Origin of the sequence: Flavobacterium sp. WC2430, assembly GCF_040822075.1 — a bacterium.
Classification (GTDB): Bacteria; Bacteroidota; Bacteroidia; order Flavobacteriales; family Flavobacteriaceae; genus Flavobacterium.
Genome location: NZ_CP162007.1, coordinates 1,085,355 through 1,101,940 on the forward strand (window position 1 = coordinate 1,085,355; position 16,586 = coordinate 1,101,940).

Here is a 16,586-nt window from a genome sequence, read left to right on the forward strand (position 1 = left end):
TCATGCTTGATAACCCAATTAATAGAAAAATTATTCACATTGACATGGATGCATTTTATGCTTCTGTAGAGCAAATGGATAATCCTGATCTACGAGGGAAGCCCATTGCAGTTGGGGGGTCAGAAAACAGGGGGGTCGTTGCTGCTGCTAGTTATGAGGCTAGGAAGTTTGGAGTACGTAGTGCGATTAGCGGTGTTATGGCTAAAAAAAATTGTCCAGATCTTATTTTTGTAAAACCTCGTTTTGATAGATATAAAGAGATTTCTGGAAAAATCCATAAAATTTTTAGAGAATATACGGATTTGATTGAACCGCTGTCGCTAGACGAAGCATATCTTGATGTAACAATAAATAAAAAGGGAAACCCCAGCGCGAGTTTATTAGCCGAAGAAATTAGATTACGTATTTTTAAGGAAGTAGGGCTAACAGCTTCTGCAGGAATTTCTATTAATAAGTTTGTTGCTAAGATTGCTAGTGATTATAATAAACCGAACGGACAGAAGACAGTAAATCCGGATGAAGTTATTTCTTTTTTAGAAGTACTACCTATTCGTAAATTTTACGGTGTAGGTAAAGTTACAACTGAAAAAATGTATCAGTTGGGAATTTTTACGGGAGTTGATTTAAAAAGTAAATCACTAGAGTTTCTTGAGAAACATTTTGGGAAGTCTGGAGGCTTTTATTACCATGTAGTTAGGGGAATTCACAATAGTGAAGTTAAATCGGATCGAATAACTAAATCTGTTGCTGCAGAACATACTTTTGACGTTAATCTTTCGTCGGAGGTTTTCATGATTGAGCAATTAGATAAAATCGCTACATCATTAGAAAAAAGATTGAAAAAACATACGATTTCTGGAAAAACAGTTACCTTAAAAATTAAATATAGTGATTTTACACAGCAAACAAGAAGTAAAACATTGCCCTATTATATTTCGGACAAAGGACTGATTTTGGAAACAGTTAAAGAACTTTTGTATCAAGAAAAGATGAAAGACTCCGTTCGTCTACTTGGAATAGCTATGGGAAATCTAAATACAGAAGTTAAAAAAGCGGTAGTGGTTCAACTTAAATTTGCCTTTTAAGCTAGGGAATGTGTAAGGTTCAACAATAGTTAAAACATTCTTATTGGTGTATTATTTTTCGAATATCAATTATATTTGATAAAAATAAGTCTCATGATTAACTTTGAACACTACGAAAATGCTGTCGCTGAACATCATAAGAGTATAAGAATAAAAACGACTCCAGTATCTTCTTGGGATTTTCATTGTGTCATGATAAATGATATGAAAAATTCATTTATAGATTTTAATATGTTAGAGCAAATTGCCTCTATGTATAAATGGAAGAATCCATATTGGGATATAAAAAATAAGCTTTCAGAAGAAGAAGTGATTATTGTAACTGATGCTCAGTTGTCGATTGTTTTTGCCTCGCAAAACATCACTAAAATGAACGGTTATACACCAGATGAAGTGATTGGTCAAAGTCCAAGTATGTTTCAGGGGAAAAAGACTAGTGCTTTTGTATCAAAACAAATTAGAAAAGCAATTCAACTTAAGCAACCATTTGAAAAAAAGATTTTGAACTATAAAAAAAATGGAGATATATACACCTGTTTAATTAATGGTTATCCCATCTATAATGTAAGCGGTGAATTTTCACACTTCATTGCTTTTGAAAAAGCAGCATAAAAAACCCTTCCAAATTTGAAAGGGTTTTTATGAGAGCTATTTTTTCAGTCTTTACTTGAAAGCTTAGAGAGTAATCGTAAGAATTCGATATACAACCAAACCAAAGTTATCATTAACCCCATGGCTCCAAACCATTCCATGTATTTAGGCATTTTTTCCTGAACTCCTTTTTCTATTCTGTCAAAATCTAAAAATAAATTAAGAGCAGCAATTATAATTACGAAAATGCTGATTCCAATACTCATCATAGAATTACCATAATGTACCGGTTGGAAACTCGTGAACATAGAGAATACCCATGAAATAAGATAATAAGTGGCAATAGCAAGCGTAGCAGCTACCACCACTGATTTAAATTGTTCAGTAACTTTGACGATTTTAAATTTATACAAAGCCAAACAAACTATAAAAGTTACAAAAGTGGCTCCAACGGCCTGAATTACAATTCCAGGATATTTAGCCTCAAAAATGGCTGAAATACCACCAATAAAGAGTCCTTCAAATAAAGCGTATCCAGGAGCTAAATAGGGAGAGTATTGCGGTTTGAATGCAGATATTACAACTAACACTAATCCTACAATAGCGCCACCAAAAGCTGGAACCATTGGATTCATGCCATTGAAAGTCATCCACCAGATAACCATCGCAGAAGCAGTAAGTAGCATGAATAAAAGCAGTGTTTTATTTATTGTTCCAGACAGAGTCATTTCTTGATTGTAATCAATGACGGTGGCCTGATGTACTTGATCTTTGCTTGTAGCAGAAAAAGATTTATTATTTAAAAAAGGGTTTTTTGATTTGAATTCCATAGTAGTTGAACTAATTTTTATCAAAGATAAATGAAAAATAAACGAAGCACAAAAAAATCCGTCTTGTTTGATTTCTTACAAGACGGATTTTTTTATTATAAGCTTTGCTTATTCTATTTCAGAAACTCTCATGGTATTTACCATTCCTTTTTCTTTTATAGGCATTGCAGCTAAGTTGATAAGAAAGTCCCCTTTAGTAACATATCCTTTTTCTCTTGCTATTTCATTTATATCAGTAACAGTCTCATCTGTACTTACTACTTTATCATAGAAATAAGATTTAACTCCCCATAATAAACTTAGCTGAGTTAAGATTCTTTTGTTAGATGTAAATACTAGAATATGTGCTGATGGTCTCCAAGCTGAAATTTGAAATGCAGTATACCCACTATTTGTCAAGGTACAAATTGCTTTTGCTTGAATAGCATTAGCCATAAGGGCAGCGTGACGACAAATTGTTTTAGTAATAAAACGTTTTGTTTTTATTTGTGGTGTGTTTTGTGGTACTTGAATAAGCGGTGAGTCTTCAACTGCTTTAATGATTTGTGTCATTTTTTCAATTACCTGTACTGGATAATTACCTGTAGCCGTTTCTCCTGAAAGCATAACTGCATCTGCACCGTCCATTACTGAGTTCGCAACGTCATTTACTTCAGCACGTGTTGGAGTTAAGCTAGTAATCATAGTTTCCATCATTTGCGTCGCAACAATAACTGGAATACGAGCCATTTTAGCTTTACGTATTAATTCTTTTTGAACTAGAGGTACTTCATGAGCAGGAAGTTCAACTCCAAGATCGCCACGAGCAACCATTAATCCATCACAGTAAGCCACAATCTTATCGATGTTTTCTAATGCTTCAGGCATTTCGATTTTTGCAACAATCGGAATTTTATATTCTGAATGTTCTGCAATTAAGTCCTGTAAATCTTTTAAATCTTGAGGTGTTTTCACAAAAGATAGAGCAATCCAATCTACTTTTTGTCCAATTGCAAATATAGCATCAGCGATATCTTTCTCTGTCATTGCTGGAAGAGAAATTTTAGTATTAGGTAAGTTTACTCCTTTTTTTGATTTCAACTCACCACCTTGTATTACTCTTGCAACAACTTCGGTTTTTTTATCAGTTTCAACAATCTCAAAAATAAGTTTTCCGTCATCCAATAAAATTCTTTCCCCAGGATTTACATCGTTTGGGAAATTTTTATATTTCATGAACACTTTTTGTGCTGTTCCAAGAACTTCTTCAGCAGTAGTAAAAGTAATTAAGTCACCGTCATTTACAACTACTCCTTCATTCATTACTCCTACACGAAGCTTTGGTCCTTGTAAGTCTCCAAGTATCGCTGTAGTGTATCCAAATTCTTCGTTAAGTCCTCTTATGAGATTGATTTTTTCTGTAACATCAGAATAATCTGCGTGTGAGAAGTTAACTCTAAACACATTTACCCCTGCGTCGATCATATCTTTTATAATCTCTCTGGTACTACATGCAGGTCCAAGTGTGGCTACAATTTTGGTTTTTTTGTTTGTAATCATTTTTATTAAAAAATTAAATTGTTTTTTGATTTTATTTGATTTGTATCTACTGTATAAACGGTAGATATACTTTCAATGGTATTTAATATTTCTTTAATTTTTGACACATTAATCGTGTCTTGAGTATTTTCAATTTTTAAAAAATAATCTGCTTTTTTAAATTCTGGGAGCAAATAAACTTTTGTCGAAATCTCCATTGTTATATTTGAAAATAAATTTTGAGCTGTATCTTTTGTATCCTGATAAACCTCATTTTTATTTTGAATTAAATTCCAAGAAACAGCATTTTCGGAGTCATAATAATAAAATCTGGAAAATTTTGTTTCTCCTTCTTTTATGTTAATTTGAACTTCATCCTTACTTTTTCCTAGAATTATTGGAAGTTTTTGATTGATAAAAAACGCTAATCGATAATCTTCCAGTGCAGTATGTATAGCAATAAGATTATAGTCTATTTCGTCAAATTCTCCAAGATCCAGTTTATGAATAGCCATATTCATGTAAAATATGCTGTAAATATAGTATTTCTATCGAAGTTAAAGAACGGAAAATGTAATGATTTCGTTAATTTATGAACGAAAACGTTGTAGTTTTAATGGATTTAATATTATTTCTTATCCATTTTTTCTTGAAATGCAAAATAAGCACGTTGTGATGCTTTTTCTTCAGCCTTCTTTTTTGATGTTGCTCTTGCTTTTGCGATGACTTTTTCATCAATACTTAATTTAACTCCAAAAAGACGTTCTCCATCAATGCCGTTATCTTCATAAATGTCATAATGGAATATTTTCTTTTCTTTTTGACACCATTCGATAACTAAACTCTTATAACTGATTACTTTTCCTTCTAACCTTGAAATATCTACATAAGGAAGAACTACTCTTTTTTGAATAAATTTTTCGCAATATTCATATCCTTTATCAAGATATATTGCGCCCACTAATGATTCAAAAATATTTCCATGAATATTTTCTCCAAAATGTTGCACGGGTACTTTGCTTTCAATAAAGCGAATTAAATTTAGGTCTTTTCCTAATTCATTCAAGTGTTCTCTACTTACAATTTTTGACCGCATCTTTGTGAGGTATCCTTCATCACCATGTGGTGCTTTATTGAATAAATGTGCGGCTATTACAGCACTTAACATGGCGTCACCTAAAAACTCTAGTCTTTCGTAATTTATTGGGTTGCCTTCTGAGTTTAATTTATTTGAAGAACGGTGTGTGAATGCTTTTCTGTAATGGTCAATATTTTTTGGCGCAAAGCCTAAAATTTTTTGAATAGCATCAAAAAAAATCCCGTCTTCTAGAGAACGGGATTTCGAAAATATTTTTCTTATTATACTCATAGGTTGGTTACAAGTCTAATTTTTTTACTAATACGCATGCGTTGTGTCCACCAAATCCAAAAGTATTACTCATAACCACTTTCATGTCTCTTTTTTGAGCTACATTAAAAGTAAAGTTTAATTTAGGGTCAATATTTTCATCATCTGTAAAATGATTTATTGTTGGAGGAACTAATCCGTGTTTCATGGAGAGAATTGAAGATATGGTTTCAACAGCACCAGCGGCACCTAGAAGGTGACCAGTCATTGATTTTGTTGAATTCAAATTCATGGTGTATGCATGATCGCCAAAAACATGCTCAATTGCTTTTGATTCGGCTAAATCTCCTAATGGAGTTGAAGTTCCGTGCATATTTACTCCATCTACATCTGTAGGCTTCAATCCAGCATCTCTTAAGCAATTTAACATTACATTTTTAGCACCTAATCCTTCAGGATGTGGAGCTGTAATGTGATGTGCATCTGCAGACATACCGCCTCCACCTATTTCGCAATATATGTTTGCACCTCTAGCGATTGCGTGTTCGTATTCTTCAAGAATTAAAGCTCCAGCACCTTCTCCAAGTACAAAGCCATCTCGGTCTTTATCCATAGGTCTTGAAGCAGTTTTTGGATCATCATTTCTTGTTGATAGTGCATGCATGGCATTAAATCCACCCATACCAGCAATTGTTACTGCGGCCTCAGATCCACCAGTTACCATGACATCTGCATGTCCTAGTCTAATATAGTTAAAAGCGTCAATAATGGCGTTTGTAGAAGAAGCACAAGCTGAAACGGTTGCGAAGTTTGGACCTCTAAAACCATATTTAATGGAGATATGACCACTGGCAATATCTGAAATCATTTTTGGTATAAAGAAAGGATTGAATTTTGGTGTACCGTCGCCAGCGGCGAAGTTCAACATTTCGATTTGAAATGTTTCAAGTCCTCCAATTCCAGAACCCCATATTACACCCGCTCTGTCTTTGTCTAATTTTTCAAAATCAAACCCTGCATCACGAACTGCTTCTTCAGATGAAACCATTGCATATTGTGCATAACGGTCCATTTTTCTTGCTTCTTTTCTGTCTAGAAAATCTTCAACATTAAAATTTTTCAATTCGCAAGCAAACTGTGTTTTGAATTTTGTAGCGTCAAAATAAGTAATTGGAGCTGCGCCACTAACACCGTTAATAAGAGCGTTCCAATATTCTTGAATATTATTTCCTATAGGAGTAAGAGCACCTAAACCTGTTACAACAACTCGCTTTAATACCATAACTTATGTATTTTGTTATCTTTAAACAAATAAAACCCACGCTTTCTTTACTGTATTGTTATTACAAAAAAGCCGTGGGTATTAGATTATAAATATCTTTTGGATTGAACTTCAATCCCGAATTTCATATTTAAAAAAATAATAACACCCGCTTACATAGTTGCAAGCGAGTGTGTGTTTATTATTTTTTAGCTTCTTCGATGTAAGAAATAGCTTGACCAACAGTAGCAATGTTTTCTGCTTGATCGTCTGGAATTTGAATGTCAAATTCTTTTTCGAATTCCATAATAAGCTCAACAGTGTCTAATGAGTCAGCTCCTAAATCATTAGTGAAGCTTGCTTCTGTTACAACTTCGTTTTCGTCAACGCCTAATTTGTCTACGATAATCGCTTTTACTCTTGATGCAATGTCTGACATAATCTTTAATTTTAGAATTTAATTTGTTGGCAAAAATAAAAAACTTTATTTTAAAACAACCAATAAGTTAATAAATGTGTCAACTAAATTATAAAATAAATTAAAACAAAGGCTTCTCAATGTTATTTATTTTCATTTTTTATTCCTTTTTTTGCGTTACTAAAATTGAGTTGATTATGAAAAAAATAGTTGTTTTCGCTTCTGGATCGGGTACTAATGCTGAAAATATCATAAAGTACTTTAAGGAAAATGAAAGTGGGACTGTTGTTGCAGTGTTTACAAACAATTCTAAGGCAATGGTTATTGAGCGTGCAAGTAAACACGAAGTTCCGACGGAAGTTTTTTCTAAAGACGATCTATTTGAAGGCAAAGTACTACAAAAAATTAAGGCAATTCAACCTGATTTGATCGTTCTTGCCGGATTTCTATTGAAATTCCCCGAGAATATTATTCATGCTTACCCCAATAAAATCATTAATATTCATCCTGCATTATTACCTAAATATGGAGGAAAAGGAATGTATGGTATGAATGTGCATAGAGCGGTGGTTGAAAATAGAGAATCAGAAACTGGAATTACGATTCATTATGTTAATGAACATTATGATGAAGGAGGGATTATATTTCAAAAGAAAGTGACTGTTTTAGGTACGGATACATCAGAAGTTGTTGCCGAAAAAATACACGATCTAGAGCAAAGGTATTTCCCAGAAGTTATAGGAGGTCTTTTGAAAAAATAAAACAATACATTTTTATCGCTAGATAAATTAAAATTCAATAAATGGACTACGAAGTACATATATATACTGATGGTGCTGCAAAAGGAAACCCTGGAAAAGGAGGCTACGGTGTAGTCATGGAAAGCGTTGTGGAGGGTAAGACGTATAGAAAAGAATTTTACGAAGGTTTTAGACGAACTACTAATAATAGAATGGAGCTACTGGCGGTAATTGTAGGTTTAGAAAAATTGAAAAATCCCAATACAAAAGTGTTAGTGGTGTCGGATTCGAAATATGTAGTAGATTCTGTTGTTAAAAAATGGGTGTTTGGCTGGGAGAAAAAGAAATTCGTTGACAGAAAAAACTCCGATTTATGGAAACGGCTACTAATTATCTATAGAAAACACCAGGTTGATTTTAAGTGGATTAAAGGGCATAATAATCATCCTCAGAATGAAAGATGTGATGAACTTGCTGTTATGGCTTCCATGCAAAAAGAGGTTTCGGTTGATACTTTTTATGAGAAAGAAGAAGGTAAAGTTTTATGAAAATTTTGCGAGTTTCAACCTTTGCAACTCTGAAACTTATAAACTATCTTTGCGCCTTAATTCGAAATTCATAAAATGAACAAATTATTGATTGTTGGAACTGTTGCTTTCGACGCTATTGAAACTCCTTTTGGTAAAACAGATAAAATTTTAGGTGGAGCTGGAACTTATATTGGTCTATCGGCTGCTTTTTTTAATTTACAATCTGCCATAGTTTCTGTGGTTGGGGATGATTTTCCACAAGAATATTTAGATTTATTGACCGAAAGAAATATTGATATTTCTGGTCTTGAAGTAGTTAAGGGAGGTAAGACATTCTTTTGGAGTGGGCGCTACCATAACGATTTGAATTCTAGAGATACTTTAGATACGCAGTTAAATGTATTGGCTGATTTTCAACCCAAAGTACCTGAAAATTATAAAAATGCTGATGTAGTAATGCTTGGAAATTTACATCCGTTAGTACAAAGTAGTGTTTTGGACCAAATGGAAACCAAGCCTAAGTTAGTTGTTTTAGATACAATGAATTTTTGGATGGATTGTGCATTACCTGAATTGCTTGATGTGATAAAACGCGTTGATGTGATTACGATTAATGATGAAGAAGCAAGACAACTTTCTGGAGAATATTCTTTAGTTAAGGCTGCAGCCAAAATTCAAGCAATGGGACCAAAGTATGTTGTAATTAAAAAAGGGGAGCATGGTGCATTATTATTTCATGATAAACAAGTTTTCTTTGCGCCCGCCTTGCCATTAGAAGAAGTATTTGACCCTACAGGAGCAGGGGATACATTTGCAGGTGGATTTGCAGGGTTTATTACTCAAAGTGAAAATGTATCTTTTGAGAATATGAAAAATGCCATTATCTATGGATCTAATTTAGCTTCTTTCTGTGTGGAGAAATTTGGTACAGAGCGAATGGTTGATTTAGATAAAAATGAAGTAATTTCAAGATTGAAACAATTTAAATCGTTAACACAATTTGATATAGAATTATAACATTCAAACCTCGGAAACGGGGTTTTTTTGTTCAAAATAAAAAGTAAGGATTATCCAGTTAAAAGAAGTTTTTCTTAAGCTAGGTTAAGATATGGAGAACAAAAAAAGTCGGAATTTTGTAATTTCAAAACATAAAATATTAAAGGTTACGAAAGTGAGTTTAATATTATAAAAATAAACACAACAAACAACTACACAATGAGCGATGCTTTACAACACGAATGTGGAATAGCCTTAGTTAGACTACTTAAACCGCTTGAATTTTATAAAGAGAAATACGGAACTGCTTTTTACGGAATACAAAAAATGTATCTCCTTATGGAAAAGCAGCACAATCGAGGTCAAGATGGTGCTGGTTTTGCAAGCATAAAAATGGATGTTAATCCAGGGGAGCGTTACATTAGCCGCGTACGATCCAATAATGCGCAACCAATCCAAGACGTCTTTGCTCAAATAAATGATAGAATAAATGAGGAGATGTCTTCTCATCCTGAATATGCTGATAACGTAGCGCTTCAAAAAGAAAACATTCCCTATTTGGGGGAATTGTTTTTAGGACATGTTCGTTATGGAACTTTTGGAAAAAACAGTATTGAAAGTGTACATCCTTTTTTACGTCAAAGTAATTGGATGCATCGAAATCTTATTTTGGCTGGGAATTTTAACATGACTAATGTTAAGGAGCTTTTTGAGAACTTAGTTGAATTAGGGCAACATCCAAAAGAAATGGCGGATACGGTTACAATTATGGAAAAAATTGGTCATTTTCTAGATAAGGAAGTGATGCAATTGTATCAAGATTGTAAAGAAGAAGGTTTGTCAAAAAGAGAGGCGTCACCTGTAATTGCAGAGCGACTAGATATCGCTAAAATTTTAAGACGTTCCTCTAAAAACTTAGATGGAGGATATGCTATGGCAGGACTTTTAGGACATGGTGACTCATTTGTGTTTAGAGACCCAGCAGGAATTCGTCCAGCTTATTTTTATCAAGATGACGAAGTTGTTGTTGTCGCTTCTGAAAGACCGGTTATACAAACTGTTTTTAATGTTCCTTTCGAAAAAGTGCAAGAAATTGAGCCTGGAAATGCATTAATAATCAAGAAAAACGGTACTGTTACAATGGAAGAAATTCTAGTTCCAACAGTAAAAAAAGCATGCTCATTTGAAAGAATTTATTTTTCTAGAGGAAGTGATGCCGAAATATATCAAGAAAGAAAAAACTTAGGGAGATTGATATTGCCTGCTGTTCTTGAAGCTATTGATGAAGATACTGACAACACAGTTTTCTCCTATATTCCAAATACGGCCGAGACTTCGTTCTATGGTTTAGTGGAAGCGGCTCAGGATTTCTTGAATCAACGTAAGAATAATTTTATTTTAGAAAATAGAAATATACTAACTAAAGAGACTTTACAAGAGCTTCTTAAAGTAAAAATCCGCACAGAAAAAGTAGCTATTAAGGATGCAAAACTTAGAACTTTTATCACTGAAGATAGTAGTCGTGATGATTTAGTGGCACATGTATATGATGTTACTTATGGTGTTATTAAGCCAACTGATAATTTAGTTATTATTGATGACAGTATTGTAAGGGGAACTACATTGAAAATGAGTATCATAAAAATGATGGATCGTTTAAATCCAAAGAGGATTGTTGTAGTTTCATCGGCACCTCAGATTCGTTTTCCTGATTGTTATGGAATTGACATGGCTAAATTAGAAGGATTAGTTGCCTTTAAAGCAACTTTGGAGTTATTGAAAGAAAGAAACTTATATCATATTGTTGATGAAGTATATGCTAAATGTAAAGCGCAAGAAAACTTTGTAGACACTGAGGTTGTGAATTATGTAACTGAGATTTATGCACCTTTTCAGCCACAAGAAGTTTCAGATAAAATTTCAGAGATGTTAAGCTCTCCTGAAATCAAAGCTGAAGTTAAAATTATTTTTCAAACAGTTGAAGATTTACATATAGCATGTCCTAAAAATTTAGGGGATTGGTATTTTACAGGGGATTATCCAACTCCTGGAGGGAATAGAGTAGTAAATAGGGCATTTATGAATTTTTACGAAGGAAAAGATGCAAGAGCATATTAAGAATTGTTAAAACAGGTAATTTATCGGTTTTATGAGTTGTTTGTCTTAAATATTTGGATTGATGAAGCAACTAGTATAAATTTGAATCACCATAACATTAGTAGGTTAAGTTTATGGTAGATTTGGGGCAAAAAAGGTGGAAGGAATTCCACCTTTTTTATTGGATTAAAGTTTCTGAAAAAGAAAAATAGAAAAAAGAAGAAAGAGAATCGGACATATAATAAAGACGAGTAAGCTAATTAGTTTGTTCGTCTTTTTTATTGGAATAAAGTTCTTCAAAAACGAGAAAAAAGTGGGTTTAGAGCAAAAAAAATAGACAAACAACTTTCTAGTCATTTGTCTATTCTCGATATTTTTTATTTTATGTTCTTGTGAAAAAACTATTTTTCAGAAGCATATCTTCTTGAAACTTCAGTCCAATTGATAACATTGAAGAAAGCTTCAATATAATCAGGTCTTCTGTTTTGGTAATGCAAATAATAAGCATGTTCCCAGACATCCATTCCTAAAATTGGTGTTCCTCCACAACCAATTCCAGGCATTAAAGGATTGTCTTGATTAGGAGTTCCGCAAACATCAAGTTTTCCACCTTTATGAACACATAACCAAGCCCATCCTGAACCAAATTGTGTTGCGCCTACTTTGCTGAATTTAGCTTTAAATTCCTCAAAAGATCCAAAAGCAGCTTCAATTGCAGCAAGTAAATCTCCTGTTGGAAGTCCACCGCCATTTGGTGACATTACAGTCCAGAACAAGTTATGATTATAAAATCCTCCACCGTTATTACGTACAGCAGCGTTTTTCATATCAAGATTAATTAGAATGTTATCGATTGTTTTGCCTTCCATATCTGTACCTGCTATAGCAGCATTTAGGTTGGTAGTATAAGCGTTATGATGCTTTGAATGGTGGATTTCCATAGTACGTGCATCAATATTAGGTTCTAATGCATCGTATGCATAAGGTAACTGAGGTAATTCAAAAGCCATGATATATTTGTTTAATGATTTATAAAATTTATTCAAATTTAAACATTTAACTTTGGAATTGGAAATTCTATTTAGTTATAATTTCATTAAAAAAATCTATTACCAAGAAGATATGTGTTTTTTTTGTGTTTATTTTTCCTAAGAAAACGGATATTATTTAAATACATTAGTTGGGTATTTGATTCGATTTTAAGATTGTGCCATTGCTATGCAAATAATACTGATTTTTGCACCAGGAATTTTCAGTAATGCACGTGAACATGCTTCAAGTGTTGCTCCAGTTGTTATAACATCATCTATTAGTATAAAATGCTTGTTATGATATTTTTCTATAGTTGATAGATCAAATACAGATTCAATTCCTTCTGTTCGACCTAAAAGATTTTTCTTGGATTGCGTTTTGGAATAGACTTTTCGAATTAAAATGGAGTCATTATACGCTATATTTATTTCGTTAGATAGTGCTAGCCCAAAAGTGGTGACTTGATTATAGCCTCTTTCACGAAGCTTTTTTTTATGTAACGGAACTGGAATAATTATATCTGCAGTTTGTAGGATAGTTATCTTTTTTAAATCATCGGCATACCAATTCCCTAATACAGTACCTATTTCTTCTTGTCCCTTATATTTTAATTTATGAATTACTTCTTGTACGATTCCTTTTTTATGAAAATAGAGATGAGCTGACGCATATTCAATCGGAATTCTACCATAGAATTTTTTAAAAGCTTCGTTTTCGGGGTTCAAATGATGGTTTGTTAAAGGGATATGATGTCTACAAAGGGTACAAATTGTATTTTCATTGGCAACTAATAAAGAATCACAACCAGCACACGCCTTAGGAAAGAATAGGTTTATAATGTTTTTGAACATACAAATAGTAATTTATTTATAAAAATATGAAAATCAATGCTTCAATCTTCATCAATTTTCTTTTTTTTAAGTTGACTTTTTATATTTTTGCATTACTATGGCAAAACAAGAAGATATATTTAAGAATGTAATTTCGCATGCAAAAGAATACGGATTTATTTTTCCGTCTAGCGAAATATACGATGGTTTAAGTGCAGTTTATGATTATGCACAAAACGGAGTGGAATTAAAAAAGAACATACGTGAATATTGGTGGAAATCAATGGTTCAGATGAATGATAATATTGTGGGATTAGATGCGTCAATATTAATGCATCCAACGACATGGAAAGCATCAGGACACGTGGACGCTTTTAATGACCCATTAATTGATAATAAAGATTCAAAAAGAAGATATAGAGCTGATGTTTTAATTGAAGATTATGCTGAAAAGCTGAATGTAAAAGCAATTAAAGAAATCGAAAAAGCAAAAGTACGTTTTGGTGATGCATTCAATGAAGAAGAATTTGTAAGTACAAATCCGAGAGTTGTTGAATACAAAACTAAAGAGAGAGAAATTCTGGAACGATTGGGACGCTCTTTAGGAAATGAAGACTTAGAGGATGTAAAAGCTTTAATCGAAGAATTAGAAATTGCATGTCCAGAATCAGGTTCTCGCAATTGGACCGAAGTGCGTCAGTTTAATTTGATGTTTGGTACTAAATTAGGCGCATCAGCAGATACTGCTATGGACTTGTATTTACGTCCAGAAACGGCTCAAGGTATTTTTGTGAATTTCTTGAATGTTCAAAAATCAGGTAGAATGAAAGTTCCTTTTGGAATTGCACAAACTGGAAAGGCATTTAGAAATGAAATTGTTGCTAGACAATTTATTTTCCGCATGCGTGAATTTGAACAAATGGAAATGCAATTCTTTGTGCGCCCTGGAGACGAAATGCAGCATTATGAGTTTTGGAAAGATGCGCGTTTAAAATGGCATTTGTCTTTAGGTTTAGGAAAAGAAAATTATCGTTTTCATGATCATGAAAAATTAGCTCATTATGCAAATGCAGCGGCTGATATCGAATTTAATTTCCCTTTTGGTTTCAAAGAATTAGAAGGAATTCATTCGCGTACCGACTTTGATTTAAAAGCACACGAAAAATTCTCTGGTAGAAAATTACAGTATTTTGATGCTGAATTAAATAAAAACTATGTCCCTTATGTGGTGGAAACCTCGGTGGGATTGGATAGAATGTTTTTGGCTGTTTTTGCAACCTCATTAAAAGAAGAGGTTTTAGAAGATGGGTCAACTAGAACAGTCTTAAAATTACCATCTGTTTTAGCGCCAACAAAAGCAGCGGTTTTGCCATTAGTTAAAAAAGATGGTTTGCCAGAAATTGCGCATAAAATCATTGATGATTTGAAATGGGATTTCCAAGTAGCTTATGATGAAAAAGATGCAGTAGGTCGTCGTTATAGAAGACAAGATGCATTAGGTACGCCATTTTGTATTACAGTAGACCATCAGACCATCGAAGACCAAACGGTAACGATTCGTCATAGAGATACAATGAAACAAGATCGTGTTAAAATATCGGATCTGAAAGAAATCATTGAAAATGAAGTTGCAATGAAAAACTGGTTAATGAAGATCTAATAACACTTATTATAGTGCATAAAAAAAGCTTTCCAATAGGAAAGCTTTTTTTATGCACTATAAATAAAAAGCGAAAAAAAAGACATTGTTCGTTTTCTTTCAGTCCCACTGAATATGCGCTTAATCGGATTTATTTGCAGTTCATCAAAATGTATTAACATTTATTTAAAATATGTTAACATTAGAGAGTTAAAATGCTGTAAACATGTATTTTTAAAATGTTAAATAACAATTTCTGAAGTAAAAATCGGTGATTTTATTTAAAATAGTTTCCCAAAACTACTATAATAAAGCTATTGTTTTTGATGTATTCTCTAGTTTAGAGTGTGTATTAATATACCTATAATTTAGGAAAAGCTATAGATGAACTATTCGTACATTATTATTGACGACAATCAAGAAAGTGTTTTGAAAACAAAAGCCATGGCTGATAGTTTTTCGGAGCTTGCTTTTGTAGCTACGGCCCATAACTATGAAGATGGTTTGAATCTTATATTAGAAAATACGCCAGACTTAGTTTTTCTAGAAATTGACCCAACTAATAAAAAAAGTAATTTATCCTTATCGCTTATTAATGAGTTGCATAGGTATTTAAAAGTGGTTCCCAAAATTATTGTTACCACTTCTAAAAAAGACTTAGCTTATGAAGCGATACAATATGAGGTAACGGATTACCTTTTAAAACCTTTAGCACGTATTGATTTTGTAAAATTTATTTTAAAATTAAACAAATCAAATACTGAAGCTGAAGTTCAAATTTTGAAGCCAACAGTTTCTACTGAAGAGCGACCAACCGTTTTTGTCCAGCATGAATCGACTAGTAAGGAAGAACCTCTCGTATTGTGTATTAAGTCTTATGGTGATTACAGGTATATTGATGCTAGAGATATTTGTTATTTACAAGCGGATAATAACTCTACTGATATACACTTAAATAACGGAGAGATGGTCACCGCTTTCAAAACATTAAAACATTTTGAAGGCGTATTAACCTATCCTTTTACAAGAATCCATAACAGTTATATTGTTAACAGTCACTTCATTTCAAGAATCCATACGGGTAATTCATTGTGTTATATTAAAAACACGACTACAAAACTTCCGTTTTCTAAAACATATAAGGTGAATATAGACCTTATTATCTCTGAAATTTCTAACGGGAATTACCTTGAAATTTAAAAAATAGTCATTCACCCTAATTTGACTATCATTCACTATCAGACGATAGCATTCTACCATTGAGACTCTTTTTTGTAAGAAAAAATGGGATGTCCTGTGTATTTTTACATCGTGATACTGCTGATATGCAGGTCATTAAACAAGTAAAATAAATTTAAAAACATAAAATCCCCAAATTATGAAAAAATCAATCTTAACAATCGCTTTATTCTCTTTAGTAATGGTATTAACATCATTTACTACACCAGAAACAAATAATGTAGATATTATTGGCGGAGCAGCAGCAGGAGGAAATGTGAAAGTGGACATCATTGGTGGTGCAGCAGCAGGAGGAAATGTGAAAGTGGACATCATTGGTGGTGCAGCAGCAGGAGGAAATGTGAAAGTGGACATCATTGGTGGTGCAGCAGCAGGAGGAAATGTAAAAGTAGACTAAAAATCAAAATAAGTTTAAATTATATTGTAGGCTAT

At 32.9% G+C, this 16,586-nt stretch carries 17 protein-coding genes; 9 read left to right on the forward strand and 8 right to left on the reverse strand.

Features of this window, described 5'->3' with window-relative positions; translation table 11 throughout:
- The first annotated feature begins 2 nt into the window (after positions 1-2).
- Positions 3-1,085, forward strand: coding sequence for a DNA polymerase IV (gene dinB / locus AB3G36_RS04680; protein ID WP_367756497.1), 1,083 nt, complete (start codon positions 3-5; stop codon positions 1,083-1,085).
- A 93-nt stretch (positions 1,086-1,178) separates the two neighbouring features.
- Positions 1,179-1,697 carry a PAS domain-containing protein gene (locus tag AB3G36_RS04685; RefSeq protein WP_367756499.1) on the forward strand — a complete coding sequence of 173 codons (519 nt, stop codon included), beginning with the start codon at positions 1,179-1,181 and terminating at the stop codon, positions 1,695-1,697.
- A 44-nt stretch (positions 1,698-1,741) separates the two neighbouring features.
- Here the strand turns inward: AB3G36_RS04685 and AB3G36_RS04690 are convergent, their stop codons facing one another.
- The 6 genes from AB3G36_RS04690 to AB3G36_RS04715 all read right to left on the reverse strand — a co-directional run bounded on the left by AB3G36_RS04690 (position 1,742) and on the right by AB3G36_RS04715 (position 7,072).
- Positions 1,742-2,506 carry a Bax inhibitor-1/YccA family protein gene (locus AB3G36_RS04690; RefSeq protein WP_367756501.1) on the reverse strand — a complete coding sequence of 255 codons (765 nt, stop codon included), beginning with the start codon at positions 2,504-2,506 and terminating at the stop codon, positions 1,742-1,744.
- 108 nt (positions 2,507-2,614) lie between these two features.
- Positions 2,615-4,045 (reverse strand): pyruvate kinase, encoded by a 1,431-nt coding sequence (gene pyk / locus AB3G36_RS04695; RefSeq protein ID WP_367756503.1) that lies wholly within the window; start codon positions 4,043-4,045, stop codon positions 2,615-2,617.
- Positions 4,046-4,050: 5 nt separating this feature from the next.
- A complete protein-coding gene (locus AB3G36_RS04700; protein WP_367756505.1) occupies positions 4,051-4,539 on the reverse strand; it encodes an IPExxxVDY family protein in 489 nt (162 codons plus the stop codon).
- A gap of 113 nt (positions 4,540-4,652) precedes the next feature.
- Positions 4,653-5,393: a ribonuclease III gene (rnc, locus tag AB3G36_RS04705; RefSeq protein WP_367756507.1), complete on the reverse strand. Its 741-nt coding sequence runs from the start codon at positions 5,391-5,393 to the stop codon at positions 4,653-4,655.
- A 7-nt stretch (positions 5,394-5,400) separates the two neighbouring features.
- A complete protein-coding gene (gene fabF, locus AB3G36_RS04710; protein ID WP_367756509.1) occupies positions 5,401-6,654 on the reverse strand; it encodes a beta-ketoacyl-ACP synthase II in 1,254 nt (417 codons plus the stop codon).
- Positions 6,655-6,835: 181 nt separating this feature from the next.
- On the reverse strand, positions 6,836-7,072 hold the full coding sequence (locus AB3G36_RS04715) for an acyl carrier protein (RefSeq protein WP_007137004.1): 237 nt from the start codon (positions 7,070-7,072) through the stop codon (positions 6,836-6,838).
- Positions 7,073-7,248: 176 nt separating this feature from the next.
- On the opposite strand from AB3G36_RS04715, the gene purN reads away from it, so the two are divergent.
- The 4 genes from purN (at position 7,249) to AB3G36_RS04735 (ending at position 11,435) form a co-directional block, all read left to right on the forward strand.
- On the forward strand, positions 7,249-7,812 hold the full coding sequence (purN, locus tag AB3G36_RS04720; RefSeq protein ID WP_367756521.1) for a phosphoribosylglycinamide formyltransferase: 564 nt from the start codon (positions 7,249-7,251) through the stop codon (positions 7,810-7,812).
- Between the two features lie 41 nt (positions 7,813-7,853).
- Positions 7,854-8,339 carry a ribonuclease HI gene (gene rnhA / locus AB3G36_RS04725; RefSeq protein ID WP_367756523.1) on the forward strand — a complete coding sequence of 162 codons (486 nt, stop codon included), beginning with the start codon at positions 7,854-7,856 and terminating at the stop codon, positions 8,337-8,339.
- A gap of 75 nt (positions 8,340-8,414) precedes the next feature.
- Positions 8,415-9,338, forward strand: a complete 924-nt coding sequence (locus AB3G36_RS04730; RefSeq protein WP_367756525.1) for a PfkB family carbohydrate kinase — start codon at positions 8,415-8,417, stop codon at positions 9,336-9,338.
- Between the two features lie 198 nt (positions 9,339-9,536).
- A complete protein-coding gene (locus tag AB3G36_RS04735) occupies positions 9,537-11,435 on the forward strand; it encodes an amidophosphoribosyltransferase (RefSeq protein ID WP_367756527.1) in 1,899 nt (632 codons plus the stop codon).
- 380 nt (positions 11,436-11,815) lie between these two features.
- On the opposite strand, the gene AB3G36_RS04740 is transcribed toward AB3G36_RS04735, so the two are convergent.
- Positions 11,816-12,424, reverse strand: coding sequence for a superoxide dismutase (locus tag AB3G36_RS04740; RefSeq protein ID WP_367756529.1), 609 nt, complete (start codon positions 12,422-12,424; stop codon positions 11,816-11,818).
- Positions 12,425-12,613: 189 nt separating this feature from the next.
- Positions 12,614-13,297, reverse strand: coding sequence for a ComF family protein (locus AB3G36_RS04745; protein ID WP_367756531.1), 684 nt, complete (start codon positions 13,295-13,297; stop codon positions 12,614-12,616).
- 97 nt (positions 13,298-13,394) lie between these two features.
- Between AB3G36_RS04745 and AB3G36_RS04750 the strand changes: the two genes are divergently transcribed.
- The 3 genes from AB3G36_RS04750 (at position 13,395) to AB3G36_RS04760 (ending at position 16,551) form a co-directional block, all read left to right on the forward strand.
- On the forward strand, positions 13,395-14,936 hold the full coding sequence (locus AB3G36_RS04750) for a glycine--tRNA ligase (protein WP_367756533.1): 1,542 nt from the start codon (positions 13,395-13,397) through the stop codon (positions 14,934-14,936).
- Positions 14,937-15,299: 363 nt separating this feature from the next.
- Positions 15,300-16,115: a LytR/AlgR family response regulator transcription factor gene (locus AB3G36_RS04755; protein WP_367756535.1), complete on the forward strand. Its 816-nt coding sequence runs from the start codon at positions 15,300-15,302 to the stop codon at positions 16,113-16,115.
- 178 nt (positions 16,116-16,293) lie between these two features.
- A complete protein-coding gene (locus AB3G36_RS04760; RefSeq protein WP_367756537.1) occupies positions 16,294-16,551 on the forward strand; it encodes a 3-oxoacyl-ACP reductase in 258 nt (85 codons plus the stop codon).
- Positions 16,552-16,586: the final 35 nt, after the last annotated feature.

Excerpts from the sequence above, each read along its gene's own strand:
- AB3G36_RS04685 (WP_367756499.1), top strand. The coding sequence starts at position 1,179 with ATGATTAACTTTGAACACTACGAAAATGCTGTCGCTGAACATCATAAG.
- AB3G36_RS04740 (WP_367756529.1), bottom strand. The coding sequence starts at position 12,424 with ATGGCTTTTGAATTACCTCAGTTACCTTATGCATACGATGCATTAGAA.
- AB3G36_RS04735 (WP_367756527.1), top strand. The coding sequence starts at position 9,537 with ATGAGCGATGCTTTACAACACGAATGTGGAATAGCCTTAGTTAGACTA.
- AB3G36_RS04690 (WP_367756501.1), bottom strand. The coding sequence starts at position 2,506 with ATGGAATTCAAATCAAAAAACCCTTTTTTAAATAATAAATCTTTTTCT.
- rnhA (WP_367756523.1), top strand. The coding sequence starts at position 7,854 with ATGGACTACGAAGTACATATATATACTGATGGTGCTGCAAAAGGAAAC.
- AB3G36_RS04760 (WP_367756537.1), top strand. The coding sequence starts at position 16,294 with ATGAAAAAATCAATCTTAACAATCGCTTTATTCTCTTTAGTAATGGTA.
- rnc (WP_367756507.1), bottom strand. The coding sequence starts at position 5,393 with ATGAGTATAATAAGAAAAATATTTTCGAAATCCCGTTCTCTAGAAGAC.
- AB3G36_RS04715 (WP_007137004.1), bottom strand. The coding sequence starts at position 7,072 with ATGTCAGACATTGCATCAAGAGTAAAAGCGATTATCGTAGACAAATTA.
- fabF (WP_367756509.1), bottom strand. The coding sequence starts at position 6,654 with ATGGTATTAAAGCGAGTTGTTGTAACAGGTTTAGGTGCTCTTACTCCT.
- purN (WP_367756521.1), top strand. The coding sequence starts at position 7,249 with ATGAAAAAAATAGTTGTTTTCGCTTCTGGATCGGGTACTAATGCTGAA.
- AB3G36_RS04755 (WP_367756535.1), top strand. The coding sequence starts at position 15,300 with ATGAACTATTCGTACATTATTATTGACGACAATCAAGAAAGTGTTTTG.
- AB3G36_RS04700 (WP_367756505.1), bottom strand. The coding sequence starts at position 4,539 with ATGGCTATTCATAAACTGGATCTTGGAGAATTTGACGAAATAGACTAT.
- AB3G36_RS04750 (WP_367756533.1), top strand. The coding sequence starts at position 13,395 with ATGGCAAAACAAGAAGATATATTTAAGAATGTAATTTCGCATGCAAAA.
- AB3G36_RS04745 (WP_367756531.1), bottom strand. The coding sequence starts at position 13,297 with ATGTTCAAAAACATTATAAACCTATTCTTTCCTAAGGCGTGTGCTGGT.
- pyk (WP_367756503.1), bottom strand. The coding sequence starts at position 4,045 with ATGATTACAAACAAAAAAACCAAAATTGTAGCCACACTTGGACCTGCA.
- AB3G36_RS04730 (WP_367756525.1), top strand. The coding sequence starts at position 8,415 with ATGAACAAATTATTGATTGTTGGAACTGTTGCTTTCGACGCTATTGAA.
- dinB (WP_367756497.1), top strand. The coding sequence starts at position 3 with ATGCTTGATAACCCAATTAATAGAAAAATTATTCACATTGACATGGAT.